This is a genomic window from Streptomyces sp. YIM 121038 (assembly GCF_006088715.1).
Classification (GTDB): Bacteria; Actinomycetota; Actinomycetes; order Streptomycetales; family Streptomycetaceae; genus Streptomyces.
The window spans coordinates 3362482-3384990 of record NZ_CP030771.1 but is presented as its reverse complement, the minus strand read 5'-3'; the positions used below and the strand labels follow the sequence as shown (position 1 = coordinate 3384990).

The following is a 22509-nucleotide window of genomic DNA, read 5'->3' as shown; positions in this document are numbered from 1 at the left end:
ATGTCCCAGCCGCAGACCGCCCCGTCGACGCTGTCGATCGGTCCCCACCTGGTGCAGCCGCCCGTCGTGCTCGCGCCCATGGCGGGGATCACGAACGCGCCGTTCCGGACCCTGTGCCGGGAGTTCAGCGGCGGCAAGGGCCTCTTCGTCAGCGAGATGATCACGACGCGTGCGCTCGTCGAGCGCAACGAGAAGACCATGCAGCTGATCCACTTCGACGCGAGCGAGAAGCCGCGCTCGATCCAGCTGTACGGCGTCGACCCGGCCACCGTCGGCAAGGCCGTCCGCATGATCGCGGAAGAGGACCTCGCCGACCACATCGACCTGAACTTCGGCTGCCCGGTCCCCAAGGTCACGCGCAAGGGCGGCGGCTCCGCGCTGCCGTACAAGCGCCACCTGCTGCGCGCGATCCTGAAGGAGGCCGTGAGCGGGGCGGGCGACCTGCCGGTCACGATGAAGATGCGCAAGGGCATCGACGACGACCACATCACGTACCTGGACGCCGGGCGCATCGCCGTGGAGGAGGGCGTCACCGCGATCGCCCTGCACGGGCGGACGGCCGCGCAGCACTACGGCGGCACCGCGGACTGGTCCGCGATCGCCCGCCTCAAGGAGCACGTCCCGGAGATCCCCGTCCTCGGCAACGGCGACATCTGGTCGGCGGCGGACGCCGTGCGCATGATGCGCGAGACCGGGTGCGACGGCGTGGTCGTCGGGCGCGGCTGCCTGGGGCGGCCGTGGCTGTTCGGCGACTTGGTGGCGGCCTTCGAGGGCCGTACGGAGGACCTGGCCCGGCCCACGCTGCGGACCGTCGCCGACGTCATGGTCCGGCACGCCGGGCTCCTCGGCGAGTGGATCGGGGACGAGGCGCGGGGCGTCATCGACTTCCGCAAGCACGTGGCCTGGTACCTGAAGGGGTTCTCGGTCGGCTCCGAGATGCGCAAGCGCCTCGCGATCACGTCGTCCCTCGCGGAGCTGCGGGGCGGGCTCGACGAGCTGGACCTGGACCAGGCGTGGCCCGACGGGGCGGACGGGCCGCGCGGGCGGACCTCCGGCAACAACCGGGTGGTCCTGCCGGACGGGTGGCTCCGCGACCCCTACGACTGCGCGGGCGTCTCCGAGGAAGCCGAACTGGACACCTCCGGCGGCTGACCGCCCTCCGCCCCCCGCTGCCTGCTGTGGGCAATCGTCCCGCAGGGCGGGACGGGTGGGCACAGCGCCGAGGTGCCCCGGGCCGTTCCGCTCGGGCTGGGGTGCAGGCGGGGCGCGCAGCCCGGCGGCGCGGGTCCGCCCCTGTGCCCGCCCGTTCCGTCCCCTGGGCGGACCAGCCGCCCACAGGGGAGGGCAGGGGGTCAGCCGCCCGTCACCGCGGTGAGCAGGGCCAGGGGGGCCGCTGCCGAGCGGGAGTCCTGGGTGCAGGCGTGGGGGTAGGGGACCGGCTCGGGGTAGGCGGTGCGTTCGTAGCCGGCCAGGACCTCGGGCAGCCGCCCGGAGGCGGTGCCGGCCGCGTCCACCAGGGCGTGGGCCACGACGCGGGCCTCGTCGTGCAGCCCGTACCGCGAGAGCCCCAGCGCGATGAGCGCGTTGTCGTGGGGCCACACCGACCCGCGGTGGTAGGAGAGCGGGTGGTACGCCCCCTGCCCGGCGGCCAGCGTGCGCACGCCCCAGCCGGAGAAGAAGTCGGGTTCGAGGAGACGGCGCCCCACCGCCTCGCCGTACTCCTTGTCGAGGAGCCCGGACCACAGCAGGTGCCCCGCGTCGGAGGCGAGCGCGTCGACCTGCCGCCCCTCCCCGTCGAGGGCCAGCGCGGGAAAGCCGCGACCGGCCATCCAGAAGTCCCGCTGGAAGCGGTCCCGCAGGTCGGCGGCGGCCTGGGTGAGCAGGTCCGCGTAGACGGGGTCGTCCCAGACGGCCCGCGCGAGCCAGGCCGTGCGCCGCAGCGCGTCGTACGCGTAGCCCTGGGCGCCCGCGGCCATGACGGGCCCGGTCGGCCGGTCCCCGTCGGCGCCGCAGATCGCGCCGGGGGAGTCCTTCCAGTTCTGGTTGGCGAGCCCGCCCTCGTCGGCGCGGTAGACGAGGTAGCCGCGCGCGGTGAGCCCGCCGTGGTCGAGCATCCAGCCGACGGCGGCGCGCGCGTGCGCCTGCAACCGGCGGGCGAGCGCGGTGTCACCGGTCTGCTCGGTGTACGCGCCGAGCAGGACGAGGAAGAGCGGAGTGGCGTCCACGGAGCCGTAGTAACGCCCGTACGGGACCTGCTCGAAGTGGGCGAGCTCGCCGTGCCGCACCTCGTGCACGATCTTGCCGGGCTGCGCGGCCCGCCCCCGAGTGGCCTCGGTGGCCTGGGTCGCGGCGAGCGCGGGCAGCGTCGCGGCGGCCAGGCGCGGCAGATACGGCAGCGCGAAGAGCGAGGTCAACAGCGCGTCACGGCCGAGCAGGGTGAGGAACCAGGGAACCCCGGCCCCGGGCACCCGCAGCTCCTCGCCGTCGGGTCCGCGCGCGGGCACCTGGAGCGCGGCGAGGTCGAAGAGCCCGCGCGTACACGCCGCGGCCAGCTCGGGCCAGGCCGCGGGCAGCGGCACGTCGGCGGTGAACTCCCTTTGGACCGCGGCCAGTTGGGAGATGGCGGCGCTCGGTGACACGGGCACGGGCGGCAGCGGCGGCGCGCCGTGCGGCGCCGCGGCGACGGTCAGGGCCAGCTCGGCGGAGGCGTGTGCGGCCAGTTCGAGCGCCCAGACGAGCCGCCGGGCCCCGGTGCCCGTCTCCTCCACGGCGTCCGGCGCGGGCTCGGCGGTGACGGTGGTGCGGGCCAGCCAGTCCCCGCGGCGGTAGGCGAACTCGATGCCGCCGGGCCCCCGCTCGTCCGCGTCGCCCGGGGCCTCCAGGACCCGCCGGGACCGGACCGCGCCCGGCTTCGCGTACGTACGGTGGTCCGCGCGCAGCTCGAACTGGTCGGTGAAGTCGGCGTCGGCGGTCAGCGCGAGCCGCAGCGTCGTCGGCACCGGGCGGTTGCTGGTGATCCGCACGGCCTCGACCAGCGTGCCGTCGGTGACGGCCTGCTCGCGGAAGAGCGTGTAGGCGGGCGGCTCCTGACGGCCGCCGCGCGGCACGAGCACGCAGCGCGCCACGTCCGCGCCCACGCCCCCGCCGCCGGTCCCGGGGGCGGGCCCGCCGGTCCCGGTGCGTCCGCCCCCGGCGGGGCTCAGGACCTCCGGGACGGCGCCGTCCACGGTCAGCTGCCAGCGGCTCAGGTGCCGCGCGTCGCGCACGAAGAGGCCGTCGGGGGAGCCGCCGCCCGGAACGCCGCGGATGTCGCCGCCCGGGCCGACGGCCGCGAACGTCGTACCGCGTACGAGCAGGTGGTGGTGGTGCCGGTCAGTCATGTCGGGCCCTCTCGCTCCTGCCAGCCCCCGCTGTGTGGTGGGCGGACGCGTGGTCCGCGTCCAGGTGCAGATCCAGTGCCAGTGCCGCGCTCCAGCTGAAGCCGCGGGTGCCGCAGCCGCGCCCTGTGTACGGATCGACGTACTCGGAGAAGCCGGAGGCCACGGCCACGTCGAGCAGCGCCGCGCGCAGGGCGTCGGCCCGCGCCCGCTCGCCGTGCAGCCTGAGGCCGCGCTCGACCAGCCAGTTGGTGTTGATCCAGGCGGGCCCGCGCCAGTACCTGCGGGCGTCGAAGGCCGGGCTCAGCAGGTCGTGGCTGGGCACGAGCCGGGCCCGGCCGCCGAGGGCGAAGTGCGGGCCGCACACCGTGTCCACCAGGGCGGTGACGACCTCGCCCGGCAGGCCCGGAAGGAGCAGCGGGACGAGCCCGGTGACCCCCCGCTCCGCCACCAGCGCGCCCCCGTCCGGCCCGGCCCGCAGGTCGCGGCACCGGAAGATCCCGGAGCCCGGGTCCCACAGCCGCTCCACCAGGGCCCGGGTGAGCCGCTCCGCGCGCTCGTGCCGGGCCGTCGCGGCGACGCCGAGCTCGCCGGTGATGCGGGCGAGGGCGTGCTCGGAGGCGATCAGGAGGGCGTTGAAGGCCGGATCCTCGACGGCGAAGCCGCCCTGCCGCTCGGCGGGCCGGGGGTCGGCGGCGCCGTACCCGCGGTCGCGGTAGTCCGCCGCGAGCCGTACGTACCGCCCGTAGTCGAGGTCCGTCGGCCGGTCGCGCGGGCAGCCGTGGTCCAGGTCGGCGCGGCGGAAGGTGCGCGGCCGCGCGGGGGGCACGCGGCTCAGCGGGCCGTCCCAGCAGGGGCTGTTGTCCATGCCCTGCTCCCAGGGGTGGACGACGGCGGCGAGCCCCGCGCCGCCGAGGTCGCGCCGGTGCAGCAGGAAGCGGTGCCAGGCCGCGAGGCGCGGGTGGAGGCGCGCGAGGAAGGAGCGGGCCCGGGACAGACCGGGGTCCGCGAGGTGCACCAGCCAGGCGGCGAGGGCGTGCACCGGCGGCTGCACGATGCCGGAGGTCTGCACGCCGCCCGGCGCGCCAGCCGCGCGCCCCGCGGTGGCGGAGCGCCAGAAGTCGGGGCTGGGGAAGTACGCGTCAAGGGGCACGGAGGGGTTGAACACGATGTGCGGGACGCGGCCGTCGCCCCACTGCGCGCCGAGCAGCGTCTCCAGCTCCAGCTGGGCGCGCAGCGGCGAAAGATGGCGCAGACCGATCGCGATGAACGCGGAGTCCCAGGACCACTGGTGGGGGTACAGCTCGCGGGACGGGACGGTGGAGGCGCCGGTCCAGTTGCCGTGCAGCACCCGGGCGGCGGCCGCGCGTAAGGGGTCGGGGTCGCCCCTCGCGCCCGCCTCGGCCGTGCTCTTCGGCGCGCTCGCGCCGCTCGTCGCCCCGTCGGCCCGGCCCGCGGCCGCCGGGGAGGACGGCGCCGTCACCGCGGCGCCCGTGGTGGTGCGGTCCACGCGTCTCTCCCTCAGCCCGGCAGCGCGCTTCCCGTGCCGACAGGCTGTCAGTTCGGCTGTTTCCACCCTAGGGTTACGTCTACTTAACACGCAAAACCCAATATGTAACGTCGAGTTGACGCGCGCAAGGGGAGACGTGGGTAGGCAAGGAAGCAGGGGACGAGGAGTGGCCATGAGGAACGGGACCTCGGTGCGCGGGACCGCCCAGGCGAGCGCGGGCGACCTGCTGCACCTCGTGCGCAGCGGCCGCGCCACCACACGCGGCGCCCTCCAGCAGGTCACGGGCCTCTCCAGGGCCACGGTCGGCCAGCGCCTCGACCGCCTCTTCCGCGCGGGCTGGCTGCGCGAGGGCTCCGGAACGGTGGCGGGTTCCCCGCTCGGCGGCCGCCCCGCGGCGCGTCTGGAGTTCGACGACGGACACGCCGTGGTCCTCGCCGCGGGCCTGGAGACCCGGCACGCCCGCGCGGCCCTGCTCACCCTCACCGGGGACGTCCTCGCCGAGCACACCGGGCCCCTGCGGGTGGACGAGGGGCCGGAGCGGGTCCTGGACGAGCTGGGGGGCCGGTTCGCCGCGCTCCTTCGCGAGGGCGGCAGGACCGCGCGCGCGGTGTGCGGCATCGGGCTCGCCGTGCCGGGCCCGGTCGACAGCGAGACGGGCCGCGTGGTGCAGCCGCCGATCATGCCGGGCTGGGACGGCTACGACATAAGAGCACGGCTGCGCCGCTCCTTCGCCGCGCGGGCGGGCGGCTCCGCCCGGGTGCCGGTCCTCGTCGACAACGACGCCAACCTCATGGCGTACGGGGAGCAGCGCGCCGCCTATCCCGACTGCTCGGCCTTCGCCCTGGTCAAGGTCTCCACCGGCATCGGCGCGGGCGTCGTCGTGGACGGCTCCGTGTACCGGGGCGCGGACGGAGGGGCGGGCGACATCGGGCACATACGGGTGCCGTGGGTGCCGGGGAGCGAGTCCGCCCTGTGCCGCTGCGGCTCGTACGGCTGTCTGGCGGCGGTGGCCAGCGGGCGCGCGCTCGCCGGGCGGCTCGCGGCGGCGGGCGTGCCCGCGCCCTCCGGCGCGGACGTGACCTCCGGCTCCGACGTGGCGGAGCTGCTCGCGGCCGGGCACCCGCAGGCGGTGCGCCTCGCGCGCGAGGCGGGGCAGCGGGTCGGCGAGGTGCTCGCCACGGTCGTGACGCTCCTCAACCCGGGCGTTCTGATGATCGCGGGAGATCTGGCCGGAACGCCCTTCCTGACAGGGGTGCGGGAGCTGCTCTACCAGCGGGCCCTGCCGCGCTCCACCGCTCATCTGGAGATCGTCACCTCGCGGCTCGGCGAGCGGGCTGCCGTGACCGGGGCGGGGGCCCTGGTCGTGGAGCACCTGTACGCGCCGCAGCGTGCGGAGGAGCGGCTCGCGGCCCTCGGTTTCTGAGCCGGGCACCGGGTGCCCCGGTCTTCGCCCCACCCCCCTCGGTCACCTCTCGGGTGAGCCGAGGGGCGCTCAGATGCCAAAACTTTGGCAAGTCGGGGCGTGATTCTCGCCACCCCTGATCGCCCCTACGCTCAGATGAGCGGATCTTGCCCCGCTGCACCTTTCCAAAGGGTGGCACTGAGTGCCACGCGTTGACACTTCAAATGATCGATCACATTGCTACGTTCCGTGGCCGCCCGCGGGTATCGCCTCACGGTGCGCATCTATGTCTTCAAGAGGTGAAATCGCTCTCGTCAAGATCATTACTCGCGCGTTACTTTCGATCTGCTGGCACACGGGTGGTTGCGACCGCATGACCCACAAGTGGACGTACCCAGAAGCCTTCGATCTGGGTATGTTCCTCGCCGTCAGGGCAGCCGCGTCCTCGAGGAGTCGAGACCCGTGTCGGAAAACAAAGATCCCCACGTAGCTCAGGGCGTGAAGTTCGTTTACGACTTCACCGAGGGCAACAAGGACCTCAAGGACCTCCTCGGTGGCAAGGGTGCGAACCTCGCCGAGATGACCAACCTGGGCCTTCCCGTCCCTCCGGGCTTCACCATCACCACCGAGGCCTGCAAGGTCTACCTCGACAGCGGCGAGGAGCCCGTGGCGCTGCGCGACGAGGTGAGCGCGCACCTCGACGCCCTCGAGCGGAAGATGGGCAAGAAGCTCGGCCAGGCCGACGACCCGCTGCTCGTCTCGGTCCGCTCGGGCGCCAAGTTCTCCATGCCCGGCATGATGGACACCGTCCTGAACATCGGGCTCTCCGACAAGTCCGTCCAGGGTCTCGCCCAGCAGGCGGGCGACGAGCGGTTCGCCTGGGACTCCTACCGCCGGCTCATCCAGATGTTCGGCAAGACCGTCCTCGGCGTCGAGGGCGACCTCTTCGAGGACGCCCTGGAGGCGGCCAAGGACGCCAAGAAGGTCACGGTCGACACCGACCTGGAGGCGGCCGACCTCAAGAAGCTCGTCACCAAGTTCAAGAAGATCGTCAAGGCCGAGGCGGGCCGCGACTTCCCGCAGGACCCGCGCGAGCAGATGGACCTCGCCATCAAGGCGGTCTTCGACTCCTGGAACGGCGACCGGGCCAAGCTCTACCGCCGCCAGGAGCGCATCCCGCACGACCTGGGCACCGCCGTCAACGTCTGCTCGATGGTCTTCGGCAACCTCGGCCCCGACTCGGGCACCGGCGTGGCCTTCACCCGCGACCCCGCGAGCGGCCACCAGGGCGTCTACGGCGACTACCTCCAGAACGCGCAGGGCGAGGACGTCGTCGCGGGCATCCGCAACACCGTCCCGCTCGCCGATCTGGAGCAGATCGACAAGAAGTCGTACGACCAGCTCATGCAGATCATGGAGACCTTGGAGACCCACTACAAGGACCTCTGCGACATCGAGTTCACCATCGAGCGCGGGCAGCTGTGGATGCTCCAGACCCGCGTCGGCAAGCGCACCGCGGGCGCGGCCTTCCGCATCGCGACCCAGCTCGTCGACCAGGGCCTGATCAGCGAGGCCGAGGCGCTCCAGCGCGTCACCGGCGCCCAGCTGGCGCAGCTGATGTTCCCGCGCTTCGACGACGAGGCCAAGGTCGAGCAGCTCGGCCGGGGCATCGCCGCCTCGCCGGGCGCCGCCGTCGGCAAGGCCGTCTTCGACTCCTACACCGCCATCAAGTGGTCGCGCTCCGGCGAGAAGGTCATCCTGATCCGCCGCGAGACCAACCCCGACGACCTGGACGGCATGATCGCCGCCGAGGGCATCCTGACCTCGCGCGGCGGCAAGACCTCGCACGCGGCCGTCGTCGCGCGCGGCATGGGCAAGACCTGTGTCTGCGGCGCCGAGGAGCTGGAGGTCGACACCAAGCGCCGCCGCCTCACGGTCGGCGACACCGTCGTCGAGGAGGGCGACGTCGTCTCCATCGACGGCTCCACGGGCAAGGTCTACCTGGGCGAGGTCCCGGTCGTGCCGTCCCCGGTCGTCGAGTACTTCGAGGGCCGCATGCACGCCGGCGCCGACGACGCCGACGAGCTCGTCCAGGCCGTGCACCGCATCATGGCCTTCGCCGACGGCAAGCGCCGGCTGCGGGTGCGCGCCAACGCCGACAACGCCGAGGACGCGCTGCGCGCCCGCCGCTTCGGCGCGCAGGGCATCGGCCTGTGCCGCACCGAGCACATGTTCCTCGGCGAGCGCCGCGAGATGGTCGAGAAGCTGATCCTCGCCGACACCGACGGGGAGCGCGAGGAGGCCCTGAAGGCCCTGCTCCCGCAGCAGAAGCAGGACTTCGTCGAGCTCTTCGAGGCGATGGACGGGCTGCCGGTCACCGTCCGCCTGCTCGACCCGCCGCTGCACGAGTTCCTGCCCGACATCACCGAGCTTTCGGTCCGCGTCGCCCTCGCCGAGTCCCGCAAGGACGCCAACGAGAACGACCTGCGCCTGCTCCAGGCCGTGCACCGGCTGCACGAGCAGAACCCGATGCTGGGCCTGCGCGGCGTCCGCCTCGGCCTGGTCATCCCCGGCCTGTTCACCATGCAGGTCCGCGCGATCGCGGAGGCCGCCGCCGAGCGCAAGAACGCCAAGGGCGACCCGCGCGCCGAGATCATGATCCCGCTGGTCGGCACCGTCCAGGAGCTGGAGATCGTCCGCGACGAGGCCGACCGGGTCATCGCCGAGGTCCAGGCCGCCACCGGCACCGATCTGAAGCTCTCCATCGGCACCATGATCGAGCTGCCCCGCGCCGCCGTGACGGCCGGTCAGATCGCCGAGGCCGCCGAGTTCTTCTCCTTCGGCACGAACGACCTCACCCAGACAGTGTGGGGCTTCAGCCGCGACGACGTGGAGGCCTCGTTCTTCACGGCGTACCTGGAGAAGGGCATCTTCGGCGTCAGCCCCTTCGAGACCATCGACAAGGACGGCGTCGGCTCCCTGGTGCGCAGCGCCGTCGAGGCGGGCCGCGCCACGCGCCCCGACATCAAGCTCGGCGTCTGCGGCGAGCACGGCGGCGACCCGGAGTCGGTGCACTTCTTCCACGAGGTGGGCCTCGACTACGTGTCCTGTTCGCCCTTCCGCATCCCGGTCGCCCGCCTCGAAGCCGGTCGCGCCGCCTCCCAGGCCCGGGGCAGCGACCACCGGTAGGGAATCCGGGCGGCGCCCACCGCCCGAAGAGACCCCGGGTCCGTCGCCGTGTCCCCGACCCTCAACCGATGCGGCGACGGCCCCGGTCCACGAGGAAGGGGCGGCACCCTGTGCGGGGGTGCCGCCCCTGTGCGTAGCGTCAACCTCTGCGCAGGATTGATCGCGTCACGTGTCCGCTGACCGAATCCGCTCCTGGTGCGGCACGAGAGCCGGGCGTAACAATTCCCTTTACGGGCAAGGCGCTTCAGTTGCCCATCCAGCGCACAAGAGGCGCAATTCACCGCTGCCCCGGCACTGTCGGATCCGCACTCGGTGCCCGGTGGCCTCTCCGTGCGCCCAGGCTCCACCACCCGACCCTCATGAGGAGCGAGTACATGGCGGGGGACCGGATCATCCCCTGGCCCGTCAACCTCGAACTCACCGAGGCGGACAAGATCCTCCGGGAGAAGGCCCACTACACCGGTCCGGTCAACGAGGTGGACCTGCGCTGGCCGCTCTTCCCCGGCATGAACGAGCCGTACTACGTCTTCTCCACGCCGCAGTTCGGGCACTACTTCGTCGGCGTCTACAGCCACCAGGTCAGGCACACCGTCTAGCGCGGACACGGCTCCGGTCGACGGTGAAGGGGCGGCACCCCGCACGGGGTGCCGCCCCTTCGGGCTGCCCGGGACTGGGGGGTGTCCGGGCAGGTCTCAGAAGCCGTACGGCTTGGCGGTGTTCCAGTTGGTGACGTCCGCGCTGGACCAGGTGAACTTCGACGGCGCGCCCTTGGCGTCGAAGGCCTCCTGGTCGGTACCGGGGCCGGTGTCGCCGGTGCGGTCGCGCAGCGCCAGGGACAGGCTCGACGAGGTGTGCGACCGCGGGCCGTCGGCGAAGAGGCTCACGGCGGAGTAGACCTTGCCGCCGGGCTTGACGGTGATGCGGGCGGCGCCGCCGGGGGCGTCCTTGGCGGAGTGGCCGAGGACGTTCACGGTGTTGCCGAGCATCACCGACGGGTACGAGGTGACCCAGCACGGCTTGGTGTCGGCGTTCACCGCGGTGATCAGCAGGTGCTCGCCGCGCTGCTTCGCGAAGCGGTGGAGGACGGAGTACGACATCTCGGTACCGTCGCACTGGCGCACGGAGGCGGAGCGCGCGGCGTCGACGGCGGCGCCGGAGCCCTTCGCGACCGAGGCCGACGCGGAGCGGGACGGCCCGGCCTGCCCGCCGCCCGCCGCGGCCTGGCCGCCGGTCTTCGCCGCCGTGCCCGCCGCCGTGTCCGCCGTGCCCGCCGCGTCCGTGCCCGCGGACTTGCCGGACGACTCCGTGGTCTTGCCGACCGTGCTCACCCGGGGCTTCCCCGCGCCGTTGTCGTCCGAGCTGCCGCAGGCGGTCAGGGACAGAGCCAGGGCGGCGGTGGCCGCGGCGGCGAGAGCGGTGGTGTGGATACGCGACGTACGCATGGAAGGTCCCCCTGTGCGGTGGTGCTGGTCGGTGCGGTCCTCGCGGGGTCGCCCCCGCTGTGAGCACTACTTTCGTCGCCCCCGCTGGCGTTCCGCTTACGCCCGGCTGATGTCCCGCTGACGTGCCGCCCGCACCCCTGCGGGCCGCCCTCAGGGCTGTGCCCTGAACCGCATCACCGCTGTGTCGTAGCGGGCCCGCAGGCCCACGTCCGCCGAGACGCGCAGCAGCGCGCCGAGCGCCCCGACAGCCCCTTCGTCGAAACCGGACGCTTCCGCTTCGTGGGCCGCCTGCTCCAGGCGGGACACGCCCCCGCCCTCGTCGCCGAGGCCGATCAGGGCCTCTCCGGCCGTGGTGAGGAGCAGCACCCGCGACGCCGCCGACGTCTGCGGGGGAATGTCGACGGCGAGCGCGGCGGTGGCCGTGTCGAGGGCCGCCCGCCACTCCTGGAGGACGAGGCGGTGCCGGGCCAGATGGTGCAGGGCGAGCCGCTCGGTGTGCCGGTCGCCCGCCTCGCGCGCGAGGGAGGCGGCCCGCAGACAGCCCTCCGCGGCCTCCTCGGGGTCGCCGAGGGCGGCCTGGACGAGCGACAGGTTGATCAGCGCCGTCGCCTCCCCGGGCACGTCACCGGCGCGCGCGGCGAGCCCGGTCGCGGCCTCCAGATGGGCCAGGGCCTCGCCGGTGCGGCCCTCCTCGGCGAGGACCCAGCCGAGCAGGGCCCGCACCCGCGCCTCGGCCCGCACGTCCGCGTCGGCCCGGGCGGCGTCGAGCGCGGTCTGAAGGAGCGGGGCCCAGCCGTCCCGGTGCCGCCACACGATGTGCGGCCACAGCGCGAGCACGAGCCGCCAGGTCCTGCCGTGCAGGGCGGCGGCACGGGCCGCGCCGACCGCCAGGGTCAGATCGTCGCGCTCGGCCGCGTACCAGGCCATGGCCTCCTCGCGGCCGCCGAACTCCCGTACGGCGGCGGGCCGGTGGAAGTCCTCGGGCAGGCCGAAGCAGGCCTCCTCGCCCGGCTCGGCCGCGGCGATCGCGGCGAGGGCGGTGGCGATCTGGTGGTCGAGCACCCGGGGCACCGCCTCGGGCCCGGCGTCCAGGTCACGCGCGTAGAGGCGCACGAGGTCGTGCAGCGACCAGCGCCCCGGCGCGGAGCGGGTGACGAGGTGGGCCGCGGCGAGCCGCTCCAGGGCGGCCTCGGCCGCCTCCGGGTCGGTGCCCGCGAGGGCGGCGGCCGTGAACCGGTCGACGTGCGTGCCCGGGTGGCGGCCCAGATGGGCGAAGTGGTGCGCGACGTCCGCGGGCAGGCGGCGCACGGTGAGCCGCAGCGCCGCCCGTACGCCCGTGTCCTCCACGTCGAGCAGGCCCAGTCGGCGCGACTCGTCGGACAGTTCGGCGCTCATCGCGCCGAGGGACCAGTCCGGCTGGTCCGCGAGCCGCGCCGCGGCCACCCGCAGCGCGAGCGGGAGCCCGCCGCACAGCTCGGCCAGGCGCCGGGCGGCCACCGCCTCCGCGCGCACCCGATCCTCGCCGAGGACCGCGCAGAGCAGGGCCGTGCCGTCGTCCGGTTCGAGGACGTCCACCGGCACGGGCCGGGCCGCGTCCGAGGCGATCAGGCCGCGCAGGCGGTACCGGCTCGTGACCACCGTGACGCACCGGGCGCCGCCCGGCAGCAACTCCCTGACCTGCGCGGAGTCGCGCGCGTTGTCGAGGACGACGAGGAGCTGCCGGTCGGCGGCGAGCGAGCGGTACAGGGCGGAGGCGCCGCCCGCCGACTCCGGTATCCGGCGCGGCCCGACCCCGAGCGCGAGCAGGAACTCGCGCAGCACTTCGAGGTGGTCCGGCTCGCCCGTGTCGCTGAAGCCGCGCAGATCGGCGTAGAGCAGGCCGCCGGGGAAGGCGGCGCGCTCGCGGTGCGCCCAGTGCACGGCGAGCGCCGTCTTGCCCACGCCCGCGGGCCCGGTCACCAGACACACGGGCGCCTCGCCCGCGGCGGCGCGGGACAGCGCGGTGAGCTCGGCGGCGCGCCCGTGGAAGCCGCGGGGCATCCGGGGCAGCAGGTCGACGGTGACGGCGGGCCGGGGCGGCGGGGGCGCGAGCGGGGCGGGAAGCGGGGCGGCGGGCGCGGGCGGGGCGGCGGGCGGGGCGGACGCCGCCGGAGGGGCCGGTGCCGGGGCGTCCGCTTCGTCGTCCGCGCCGCGCAGCGCCGCCGCGTACGCGTCCGCGAGCTCTCGGCCCGGGTCCACGCCCAGCTCGTCCGCGAGCAGCCGCCGGGTGCGGTGGAACCAGTCGAGCGCCTCCGAGCGGCGCCCCGCGCGCTGGAGCGCCCGCATCAGCGAGGCCGCGAGGGACTCGCGCAGCGGATGGGCCTCGGCCTCCGCGCGAAGGACGGCCGCCGCCCGGTGGTGCTCGCCCTGGCGCGCGTAGGCCGCGGCGAGCAGTTCCACCGAGGCGAGCCGCAGCTCCTCCAGGGCGTGCGCGGCGGCGAGTAGCGGCGGGCTCGGATAGGCCCCGGTCAGCGCGGGCCCCTGCCACAGGGACAGGGCCTCCTCGTACATGGCCACGGCGTCGCCGGGCGCGCGCTGCTCGCGGGCCAGCGTCACCAGCTCCTCGAAGCGGTGGGCGTCGAGCAGCGACTCGGGCATCCGCAGGAGGTACGCCGTGCCCCGCGTGACCAGCTCGACCCCGAACACCTCGGCGCCCGCGTCGGCCAGCAGGCTCCGCAGCCGCGACACATGGCCCTGGATGACGCTGCGGGCGCGCGGCGGCGGCTCGTCCTCCCACAGGGTGGCGGTCAGCTGCTCGACCGGAACGGGGCGGTTGGGCCGCAGCAGCAGGGCGGCGAGGAGGCTGCGCCGCTTGGCGGGACCGAGGTGCAGCTCACCGGCCTCGGTGCCGACGGACACCGCTCCGAGCAGCCGGAACTCCACGTGCGCACCTTCCAGGGGGAAAGCGGTCAGTTTATCGGAGGGCCCGCCGCCGCCTTCCTGCACCGGCCGGCCGCCTTCCTGTACCGGAGGGCCGCCCTCCTTCACCGGTTGGCCGCGTTCACGCCACCTTTGGCTCGTTCCGAGCGCGGCGGGCGGAGGCGAGGTGCCCGCGTTCGCGTCCCACAGTGCGGTACGTCCACACGAACCGAAGGGAGCTCCACGTGGCCCACTCCGCACCGAGACGCCTCGTCGTGCCACTGCTCGCGCTCGGCCTGACGGCGACCCTCGCGCCCTCCCTGGCCGCGGGCCCGGCGGCGGCCGCGCCCGACGACGCCGGGGCGCGCGACCTCACGCGGTACACCCAGCAGCAGCTCACCTGGAAGCGGTGCGCGGCCGACATGCCCGCGAAGTTCCAGTGCGCGACGCTCAAGGTGCCGCTCGACTACGGCGCGCCGCGGGGCAAGACCCTCAAGGTCGAGATCTCCCGGGTGAGGACCAGCAAGCCCGGCAAGCGCCACGGCATCCTGACCTTCAACCCGGGCGGCCCCGGCGCGTCGGGGCTCGACCTGCCCCTGGCCGCGTCCCGGGGCCTGCCCAAGGCCGTCCTCGAACGGTACGACCTGATCGGCTTCGACCCGCGCGGCATCGGCAGGAGCTCGCCGCTGAGCTGCGGGCTCACGGAGGCCGACCAGTACTTCCCGCGGCCGACCCGGTCCCGGGCCGAGTTCGACCGGAACGCGAAGTGGTCCAAGTCCGTCGCGGACAGGTGCCGCACGAAGAACCCCGGCGTGCTGCCGTACATCAACACCCGCAACACCGCGCGCGACATGGACGTCATGCGGGCGGCCCTCGGCGAGAAGAAGCTGTCGTACTACGGCGTCTCCTACGGCACCGCGCTCGGCTCCGTGTACACGCAGCTGTTCCCGAAGCGCGCGGACCGGGTCGTCCTCGACAGCGCCGTCGACCCCGGGCTGATGTGGCGGGGCATGTTCCGCATCTGGGCGCAGGAGGTCGGACCGGCCTTCGAGCGCTGGTCGAAGTGGACCGCCGGGCGCGACGCGACCTACCACCTCGGCACCTCTCCGGCGAAGGTCCAGCGGACCTTCTGGAAGCTCGTGGAGCGGGCCGACCGCGAGCCCATCGTGGTCGACGGCCAGAAGCTCGACGGCGCCGGAGTGCGTGACCTCGTCCGGCCCGAGTTCTTCACCGTCCGCAGCGGGGCCGAGCTGGTGCGCGAGCTCAAGCGCGCCGCGGCGGGCGCCACGGTGTCCGGGCCCTCGGCGGCGCCGGTCGAGGACAACGAACTCGCCGCCCAGTTCGCCGTGGTCTGCGCCGACGCGGCCTGGCCCCGCGACCCGGAGACGTACTACCGCGACGTGGTGCGCGACACCGTCCGCTACCCGCTGTACGGGGACTTCACGTCCGGCATCGCGCCGTGCGCGTACTGGCCCGAGGGCGCCGAGCCCGTCACCGAGGTGGACAACGGCGTCCCGCTGCTCCTCGTGCAGAACGAGTGGGACTCGCAGACCCCGCTCCCCGGCGCGCGGAACATGCACCGCGCCCTCAAGGGCTCGCGGATGATCACCGTCGAGGGGGGCGAGGGCCACGGCGTCCTCTTCAACGGCGAGCACCGCTACCCGTGCGTGGAGAACCCGTCCATGCGCTACCTGGCCACCGGCAAGCTCCCGGCCAAGGACGTGACGTGTCGCGTCACGCCCGGCCAGCGCCGTGCCGGAGCCGCGCCGAACGCCTTCTAGCGGCCCCGCGGGGGTGGGCCGGTCAGTCGTCGATGCCCGACCGCTCCACCCCCGCCACGATCCACCGCTGGAAGAACAGGAACACCACGAGCAGCGGCAGGATCGACACCGCCGCCGCCACGAACAGCTCGTGCAGCCGGATCACCTGCGAGGTCGTGAACGAGGCGAGCGCCACCTGGACCGTCCACGCCTCCCGGTCCTGGCCGATCACCAGCGGCCACAGGAAGGAGTTCCAGGCGCCGATGAACACGATGGTCCCCACCGCCGCGAACACCGGCCGCGTGTTCGGCACGACCACGCGCCAGTACGTGCGCCAGTAGCCGAGCCCGTCCACGCGCGCCGCGTCCTCCAGCTCCCGGGGAAAGCCCAGGAAGTACTGGCGGAAGACGAAGCAGGCGAAGGCCGAGAACAGCGTCGGCACGATCAGGCCACGCAGGGTGGAGACCCAGCCGAGCGACGACACGAGGACGAAGCTCGGCACGAAGGTGACGGCGGCCGGGACCATCAGCGTGGCGAGGATCGCGTAGAACACGTGGTTGGCGTAGCGGTAGGGGATGCGGGCCAGGCCGTAGCCCGCGAGCGAGGCGAGCAGCAGCGTGCCGAGGGTCGTCAGGACCGCGATGAGCGCCGAGTTGAGCAGGGAGCGGGCCATGGGCACCGTCGAGTCCCGGAACAGCTCGGTGACGTTCGAGAAGTGCAGCGTGGACGGGAAGAACGTCCAGTCGGGCGAGGTGATGTCCTCCTCCGCGGCGAGGCCGTTGCGCACCAGGAGGTAGAACGGGACCAGGAAGAGCAGGGCAAGGGCGATCAGCAGGGCGAGCCGCAGTGCCCGGCCCACGCGCACCCACGCGTCGTGCATGGCTCAGGCTCCCTTCTCGTCGCTCCGGCCGAGCCCGAACCAGCGCGCCTGCCCGACCGTCACCACCGCGATGATCAGGGCGAGGAGCACCGCGCCCGCGCTGCCGAGGCCGAGGTTCTGCCCCTGGCCGAGCGCCGTGTAGTAGAGGTAGACCAGCGGCGGCCGGGCGTACGGCGGGTAGCCGCGGGCGTCGGAGAGCAGGTTGTAGAACTCGTCGAAGGCCTGGAAGGCGTTGATGACCAGGAGCAGCGCCACGGCGACGGACGTGGCGCGCAGCTGCGGCAGCGTGATGTGGCGAAGCACCTGCCAGCCGGGCCGGGCGCCGTCCACGGCGGCCGCCTCGTACAGGGTGGGCGAGATCCGCTGGAGCCCCGCGAGGAAGAGGACCATGTAGAAACCGGCCTGGAGCCACAGGCGTACGGTGACGATCACCAGCCAGTACCAGGGCGGGTCCGTGGTCGAAAGCCAGGCCGTCTGGTCGGCGCCGAACCAGCCGAGCACGGTGTTCGCGAGCCCGAACCGCACCCCGTTGAAGATCGACATCTTCCAGATCAGGGCGGCCACGACATAGCTGCACGCCGCCGGGAGGAAGAACACCGACCGGAAGAACGCCTGCGCGCGCCGCAGCCGGTTCACCATCAGGGCGAGCGACAGGGAAAGGACGAACGTCGTCGGCACGATGAAGGCCGTGAACACGGCGAACGTCCACAGGCTGTCGGTGAACGCGTCGTTCCTCAGCATCGCCGTGTAGTTGTCGAGGCCGACGAACTCCGTGGGCGAGACGGTGTTGTGGGCGTCGAAGAAGCTGAGGTAGACGCTCCAGCCGAGCGGGACGTACGTGAAGACGAACAGGCCGAGCACGAAGGGGCCGACGAACACCCAGAACCACAGGTTGCGGTTCTGCGGCCCGGCGAGCCGCCGCGCGAGGCCGGGGCGGCCGCCGCTCACGCGTACTTCTTCCGCACGCGGGACAGCTCCGCCGACACCTTGCGGACGACGGACCGCAGCTCGCTCTCCGGATTCGCGCCGGACTTGATGACGCGGCTGAGCGCGTCCTGGTAGGCGACGCGGCTCGCGGGTGTCCACAGGAGCGGCTCGGCGTGGCCGTTCTCGGTGGAGAAGCGCACGGCGTCGGCCGCGGGGCCCTCGGCGAGCGCGTCGGCCTTCTTCGCGAGGGAGAGCCGGGCGGGGATGTGGAAGCCGTAGCTGAGCGCGAAGTCCCGCTGGTAGGCGGTCTTGTCGACCCACAGCCACTTCAGATAGTCCTTGGCCGCGTCCTTGTGCCGGGTGCGGGCGCTGACGGCCGCGCCGTACGCGCCCACCGGCACGGCGGGTCTGCCGTCGGGACCGTCCGCGGGGAACGCGAGCACCCCGAAGTCGTCGCCGAGCGCCTTCTGCACGGCGGGCAGCGCCCACAGGCCCGACCACTGCATGGCGGTGAGGCCCTGCACGAACGCCGACGGGTCCGACCAGTCGGAGGGCGCGCCGAGCAGCAGCGCCTTCGCCTTGTACAGCTCGCGCACCTTGGCGAGCGCGCGGGCGGCGGCCGGGTCGTCGAAGCCGACCTTGCCGTCGTCGGTGACGAGGGTGAGGCCCGCCGCGTACAGGGGGGTGCCGCCGAGGACGCCCGCGCCGCCGTCGTTGCCGAGGAAGAGCCCCTTGGTCTTCTTGGTGGTCAGCTCCTTCGCCGCGTCGACGAGCGCGTCGAGGGTGCGCGGCGGCTCGACGCCCGCGTCGGCCAGGAGGCTCTTGCGGTAGTACAGCAGCTGCATGTCGACGACCTGCGGGACCGCCCAGATCCGGCCGTCGTACGTCTTGGGCGCGAGCACCACCGGGTTGAAGTCGTCCTTCACCCCGTCGAGCAGGTCGGTGACGTCCACGACCTGGCCGCCCCGGATCTGGTCCAGGCTGGGGCCGTTGACCTCGAAGACGTCGGGGCCGGACTTGGTGAGCAGGGCCGCGGCGGTCTGCTCGTCGTAGTTGCCCGGGCGCCACTGGACCGCGACGTCCGCCTCGCGGTACGCGGCCGCGTACCGTTTGACGGCCTGCTCGGTGCCCGCCTCGCCGTACTGGTGGTACCAGTGCGAGAGCCGTGGTCCCTTGCCGCCCGAACCGCCGCCGTCGCGGCCGGTGTTGGAGCCGCACGCGGTGAGCAGCCCGAGCGCGGCGGCCGAGCCGAGCAGTGTCCTGCGGTTGATGGTCATGACGTGTCCCCCTGCGTGGATCGACGGGTACGTGTCGGGCCCAACGATCAACCATGCAGGGGGATTACGACAGGCGTATTGCGGCCGTGTGTTTGCCCCGGTCGGCTCCCCTCAGGCCCTGACCGGCCCGCGGTGGGAGGCCCGCGCCCGAGCGGCCGCTGCGAGCGCGGCTCGGTGCGGCAGCGGGGGCGGCACCCGCACAGGGCGCCGCCCCTTCGGCGTACGGGCTACCTGCGGGCCGCGAGCCGGAAGCGGAGGCGGCAGATGACCGCGTCCGTGTCGCGGCGCACCGCGTGGGCGAGGACGGCGCCGCGCTGGTTCTGCAGCAGCCGCTGCCACAGGTGCGCGGGCTCGACCTCGGGGATGAGGACGGTGACCCGGGTGCCGGGGTGGTACTGGTACACCCGGCGGACGTACGCGGCGACGGGCCGCCCGACCGTGCGCGCGGCCGAGGGGAGTTCGACCAGGTCGACGCCGGGGTTCCACAGTTCCCAGTCGCGCCGCAGCGCCGCCGTGGCCGCGCGGTCCTCGGGGTCGTCGTGCGTGACGGTGACGGCGCGGACCTCGTCGCCCAGGGACACGGCGGCGTTGAGCGCCTCGCAGGTGAGCCGGGACAGGCCGGACACCGGCACGATCACCAGGGAGTGGTCGCGGTGCGGCGGCTCGGGTACGCGGCCGAGGCCGAGGTCCTCGCCGATGCGCCCGTACGCCCGGTGCACGACCTCGAAGCCGCACACGATCGCGGGCAGCGCGAGCACGATCAGCCAGGCGCCCTCGGTGAACTTGGTGGCGGTCACGACGACCGCGGAGACGCCGGTGAGGACCGCGCCGAAGCCGTTCAGGAACGCCTTCGCGGGCCGGCCCGCCGCGCGCCAGTGGAGCACCATGCCGGTCTGGCAGAGCGTGAAGCCGACGAAGACGCCGATGGCGAAGAGCGGCACGAGGGTGTTGGTGTCGCCGCCGGAGAAGACCAGGAGGGCCGCGCCCGCGACGGCCAGCGCGAGCACGCCGTGGCGGTGGACCTGCCGGTCGGCCTTGAGGGCGAACACGTGCGGCAGGTAGTTGTCCCGGGCCAGCAGGCTCATCAGGACGGGCAGTCCGCCGAAGGAGGTGTTCGCGGACAGGGCGAGCAGGATCATGGTGGCGAACTGCACCACGTAGAAGGCCCAGTTGTGGCCCAGGGACGCGTCCGTGAGCTGCGCGAGCACGGTGACGCCCTCGACGGGCTGGAGCCCGAAGCGGGAGATCAGGACGGACAGGCCGATCAGCATCACGCCGAGGAGCGCGCCGAGCGCGACCTCCGCGTGCTGGGCCCGCTTGACGCGCGGGGAGCGGAAGGACGGCACCGCGTTGGCTATCGCCTCGACGCCGGTGAGGGCCGAGCAGCCGGATGCGAAGGCCTTGAGGAGGAGCAGCGCGCCGACCGTGGTGGCGTTGTCGGCCAGGGCGGAGGCGTGGCCCGCGGCGGCCTCGGTGGAGACCGGTCCGTCCCGGAACAGGCCGACGGCGACCATGGTGAGGATCGCGCCCACGAACACGGCGGTCGGCACGATGAACACCCGCGCCGAGTCGACGATGCCGCGCAGGTTCACGGCGGTGATCAGGACGAGGACGCCCAGGCACAGCCACAGCCGCTCGCCGTACAGCTCGGGGAAGGCGGAGGTCAGGGCGGCCACACCGGCGGTCACGGCCACGGCCACGTTCAGGACGTAGTCGAGGACGAGGGACGCGGCGGCTACCAGGCCCGCGCGGCGGCCCAGATGCGTCTTCGCGGCCGCGTAGGAGCCGCCGCCGTCGGGGAAGGCGGCGATGACCTGCCGGTAGGAGGCGACGAGGACGGCGAGCAGACCGGCGATCGCGAGCGTCACGGGCAGCGTGAAGCCGAGGCCGTAGCCGCCGGCGGCGGCGAGGACGAGCACGATGGCCTCGGGCCCGTAGGCCACGGAGGCCATGGCGTCCAGGGAGAGGGCGGCGAGGCCCTGCAGCGCGGTGAGGCGGTGACGGTCGCCCGGGTCCGGGACGCCGGTACCGGTATCGGGGGGCTCCTCGATGGCCGGGGCGCCGGGGCGCTGGGAGACGGTCGTCATGGTGGGTGCCTTTCGAACGGGATGGCCAAAAACGCGGCTGACCTCAGCGTCAGCGCGCGGACCTGCCCCGGCGCCCGTTCTTGGCGGCTCCTTGGCGGGGGTGAGCTGCTTCTTGACGGCTTGTTAAGGAGAGCTGTCAGCTTCGCGTCAAGGTGTGGCATGAATGTGTATGCGGTACGTCAACAGCGCGTCCGGGCCCGTGCGGCCGCTCTACGGTGCGGCTCATGGGACGTGACTGGAGGACGCGGGCCGCGGCGCACCGCGGCGCCGTCCGCGGGGGGACGCGCGAGCACCGGATGCCGACGCGGGACGAGGTGGTGACCGACCGGCGCTGGGGGGCCGACCTGCGGGCCGCCGTCTTCTGTTCGCTGGCCCTGCTCGTCCTGATCGTCCTCGTCGACCTGGGCGCGGGCACGCTGAGCGCGCTCCGCGTCACCCTGTGGGCGGTCCTCGCGGTGCTCCTGTACGTGATCCTGCACCCGGCGCGGGTCACGGCGGGCCCCGGCTGGCTCGCGGTGCGCGGCCCGCTGCGGCAGCGGCACGTGTGCACGAACCTGCTGACCAGCGTCCACGTCAGCCGGACCGTCGCCGCGCGGCTCGTCCTGTGCGACTCGCTCGGCCACCGGGTCGAGTTCGACCCGAGGGTCCTGGCCGAGAACCCGCTGCTGCTGCACCGCCTGGACGCGGGGGCCCGCGCCGCCCGGGCGTCGGGCCTGCTGCGCTGCGGGGTGACCGACCTCGCCCGGCTCACGGCTCGCCTGGACGGCAGCTGCGCGAAGGCCGTCTTCGAGGCGTCGGGCCTGCGCTGACGCGGCGGTGCGGTCAGCCCTTGAGGGCCTCGTACCGCACGCCGGTCAGTTCCTCCGACGCCTTCCACAGCCGTGCGGCGGCCCGGTCGTCGCGGGTCCACTTCGCGCGCAGGGACGGCGCGGGGGAGCCGCGCCAGTTGAGCAGGCGGGGCCCGGTGAAGGAGTCCGGGCGCACGCCGGGCGCCGTGGCCGCGTACAGGACGGGGAGCGCCCCGGCCTCCGCGGGCTGGGCGACCAGGCGGTTGCCGAGCGCCATGACCGCCTCCACGGCTTTGCGGCCCTCCATCCTCGGCCCGGCCGCCTGGAGGTTCGTCGAGGCGTAGCCGGGGTGGGCGGCGGCCGCGACGACGTCCGCGCCCGCACTGCGCAGGCGGCGGGCCAGTTCGTGCGTGAACAGCAGGTTCGCGGACTTGGAGCGCGCGTACACGAGCCACCGGCGGTAGCGGTGCTCGCTGTTGAGATCGCGCGGGTCCACGGTGGCGAGCAGGTGGAGCATGCTGGACACGGTGACGACCCGGGCGCCCGGGGCGGCAAGGAGCGCCGGCAGGAGCAGCCCGGTCAGCGCGAAGTGCCCCAGGTGGTTGACGCCGAACTGCGTCTCGAAGCCGTCGGCGGTGCGGCGGTGGGGCAGGGCCATCACGCCCGCGTTGTTGACGAGCAGGTCGAGCCGCCCGCCGCGCTCGCGGTCGTGGCGCTCCGCGAACTCCCGTACGGAGCCGAGGTCTCCGAGGTCGAGCGGCCACACCCGCGCGTCGGCGGACGGCACCTCGGCGGCGAGCCGGTCCAGGGCGGCGGCGCCGCGCGCCTCGCTGCGGCAGGCGAGCACCACCCGGGCGCCGCGCCGCGCCAGCTCCCGTGCCGTGCAGTAACCGAGGCCGCTGTTGGCCCCGGTGACCACGGCGTCGCGTCCGCTCAGATCGGGCATGTCGGCAGCGCTCCATCCCATGCGCG

General features: G+C 73.8%; 15 protein-coding genes. 6 read left to right on the top strand and 9 right to left on the bottom strand.

Annotation, left to right across the window (positions count from 1 at the left end; translation table 11 throughout):
• Positions 1–1152: a tRNA dihydrouridine synthase DusB gene (gene dusB, locus C9F11_RS14085; RefSeq protein WP_138959622.1), complete on the top strand. Its 1152-nt coding sequence runs from the start codon at positions 1–3 to the stop codon at positions 1150–1152.
• 200 nt (positions 1153–1352) lie between these two features.
• Here the strand turns inward: dusB and C9F11_RS14080 are convergent, their stop codons facing one another.
• Positions 1353–3380 (bottom strand): glycogen debranching N-terminal domain-containing protein, encoded by a 2028-nt coding sequence (locus C9F11_RS14080; protein WP_138959621.1) that lies wholly within the window; start codon positions 3378–3380, stop codon positions 1353–1355.
• On the bottom strand, positions 3373–4887 hold the full coding sequence (locus C9F11_RS14075; RefSeq protein ID WP_249401728.1) for a hypothetical protein: 1515 nt from the start codon (positions 4885–4887) through the stop codon (positions 3373–3375). The genes C9F11_RS14080 and C9F11_RS14075 overlap by 8 nt, the downstream gene beginning before the upstream one ends.
• A 172-nt stretch (positions 4888–5059) precedes the next feature.
• Between C9F11_RS14075 and C9F11_RS14070 the strand changes: the two genes are divergently transcribed.
• From C9F11_RS14070 to C9F11_RS14055, 3 genes are all read left to right on the top strand, one after another.
• On the top strand, positions 5060–6310 hold the full coding sequence (locus C9F11_RS14070) for an ROK family protein (RefSeq protein ID WP_138959620.1): 1251 nt from the start codon (positions 5060–5062) through the stop codon (positions 6308–6310).
• A gap of 441 nt (positions 6311–6751) precedes the next feature.
• Positions 6752–9478, top strand: coding sequence for a pyruvate, phosphate dikinase (gene ppdK / locus C9F11_RS14060; protein WP_138959618.1), 2727 nt, complete (start codon positions 6752–6754; stop codon positions 9476–9478).
• Positions 9479–9837: 359 nt separating this feature from the next.
• Complete coding sequence (locus C9F11_RS14055) at positions 9838–10074, top strand: hypothetical protein (RefSeq protein WP_138959617.1); 237 nt, start codon at positions 9838–9840, stop codon at positions 10072–10074.
• A gap of 96 nt (positions 10075–10170) precedes the next feature.
• Here the strand turns inward: C9F11_RS14055 and C9F11_RS14050 are convergent, their stop codons facing one another.
• Together C9F11_RS14050 and C9F11_RS14045 are read right to left on the bottom strand one after the other, a co-directional pair.
• Positions 10171–10920 (bottom strand): DUF4232 domain-containing protein, encoded by a 750-nt coding sequence (locus C9F11_RS14050; RefSeq protein WP_138959616.1) that lies wholly within the window; start codon positions 10918–10920, stop codon positions 10171–10173.
• Between the two features lie 150 nt (positions 10921–11070).
• On the bottom strand, positions 11071–13842 hold the full coding sequence (locus C9F11_RS14045; RefSeq protein WP_138959615.1) for a BTAD domain-containing putative transcriptional regulator: 2772 nt from the start codon (positions 13840–13842) through the stop codon (positions 11071–11073).
• A 221-nt stretch (positions 13843–14063) separates the two neighbouring features.
• Here C9F11_RS14045 and C9F11_RS14040 point away from each other — a divergent pair, with 221 nt between their 5' ends.
• The gene (locus C9F11_RS14040; RefSeq protein ID WP_249401727.1) at positions 14064–15599 is read left to right on the top strand and encodes an alpha/beta hydrolase; all 1536 of its coding nucleotides are present in this window, start codon (positions 14064–14066) and stop codon (positions 15597–15599) included.
• Positions 15600–15621: 22 nt separating this feature from the next.
• Here the strand turns inward: C9F11_RS14040 and C9F11_RS14035 are convergent, their stop codons facing one another.
• From C9F11_RS14035 to C9F11_RS14020, 4 genes are all read right to left on the bottom strand, one after another.
• Positions 15622–16458, bottom strand: a complete 837-nt coding sequence (locus C9F11_RS14035) for a carbohydrate ABC transporter permease (RefSeq protein ID WP_138959614.1) — start codon at positions 16456–16458, stop codon at positions 15622–15624.
• Positions 16459–16461: 3 nt separating this feature from the next.
• Positions 16462–17406 carry a sugar ABC transporter permease gene (locus tag C9F11_RS14030; protein ID WP_171075735.1) on the bottom strand — a complete coding sequence of 315 codons (945 nt, stop codon included), beginning with the start codon at positions 17404–17406 and terminating at the stop codon, positions 16462–16464.
• Positions 17403–18662 carry a sugar ABC transporter substrate-binding protein gene (locus tag C9F11_RS14025; protein ID WP_171075734.1) on the bottom strand — a complete coding sequence of 420 codons (1260 nt, stop codon included), beginning with the start codon at positions 18660–18662 and terminating at the stop codon, positions 17403–17405. The genes C9F11_RS14030 and C9F11_RS14025 overlap by 4 nt, the downstream gene beginning before the upstream one ends.
• Before the next feature lie 227 nt (positions 18663–18889).
• A complete protein-coding gene (locus C9F11_RS14020) occupies positions 18890–20749 on the bottom strand; it encodes an APC family permease (protein WP_138959613.1) in 1860 nt (619 codons plus the stop codon).
• Between the two features lie 224 nt (positions 20750–20973).
• On the opposite strand from C9F11_RS14020, the gene C9F11_RS14015 reads away from it, so the two are divergent.
• Complete coding sequence (locus C9F11_RS14015; protein WP_249401726.1) at positions 20974–21558, top strand: hypothetical protein; 585 nt, start codon at positions 20974–20976, stop codon at positions 21556–21558.
• A 13-nt stretch (positions 21559–21571) separates the two neighbouring features.
• Here C9F11_RS14015 and C9F11_RS14010 read toward each other — a convergent pair whose 3' ends face one another.
• Positions 21572–22504 carry an oxidoreductase gene (locus C9F11_RS14010; protein WP_138959612.1) on the bottom strand — a complete coding sequence of 311 codons (933 nt, stop codon included), beginning with the start codon at positions 22502–22504 and terminating at the stop codon, positions 21572–21574.
• Positions 22505–22509 lie beyond the last annotated feature (5 nt).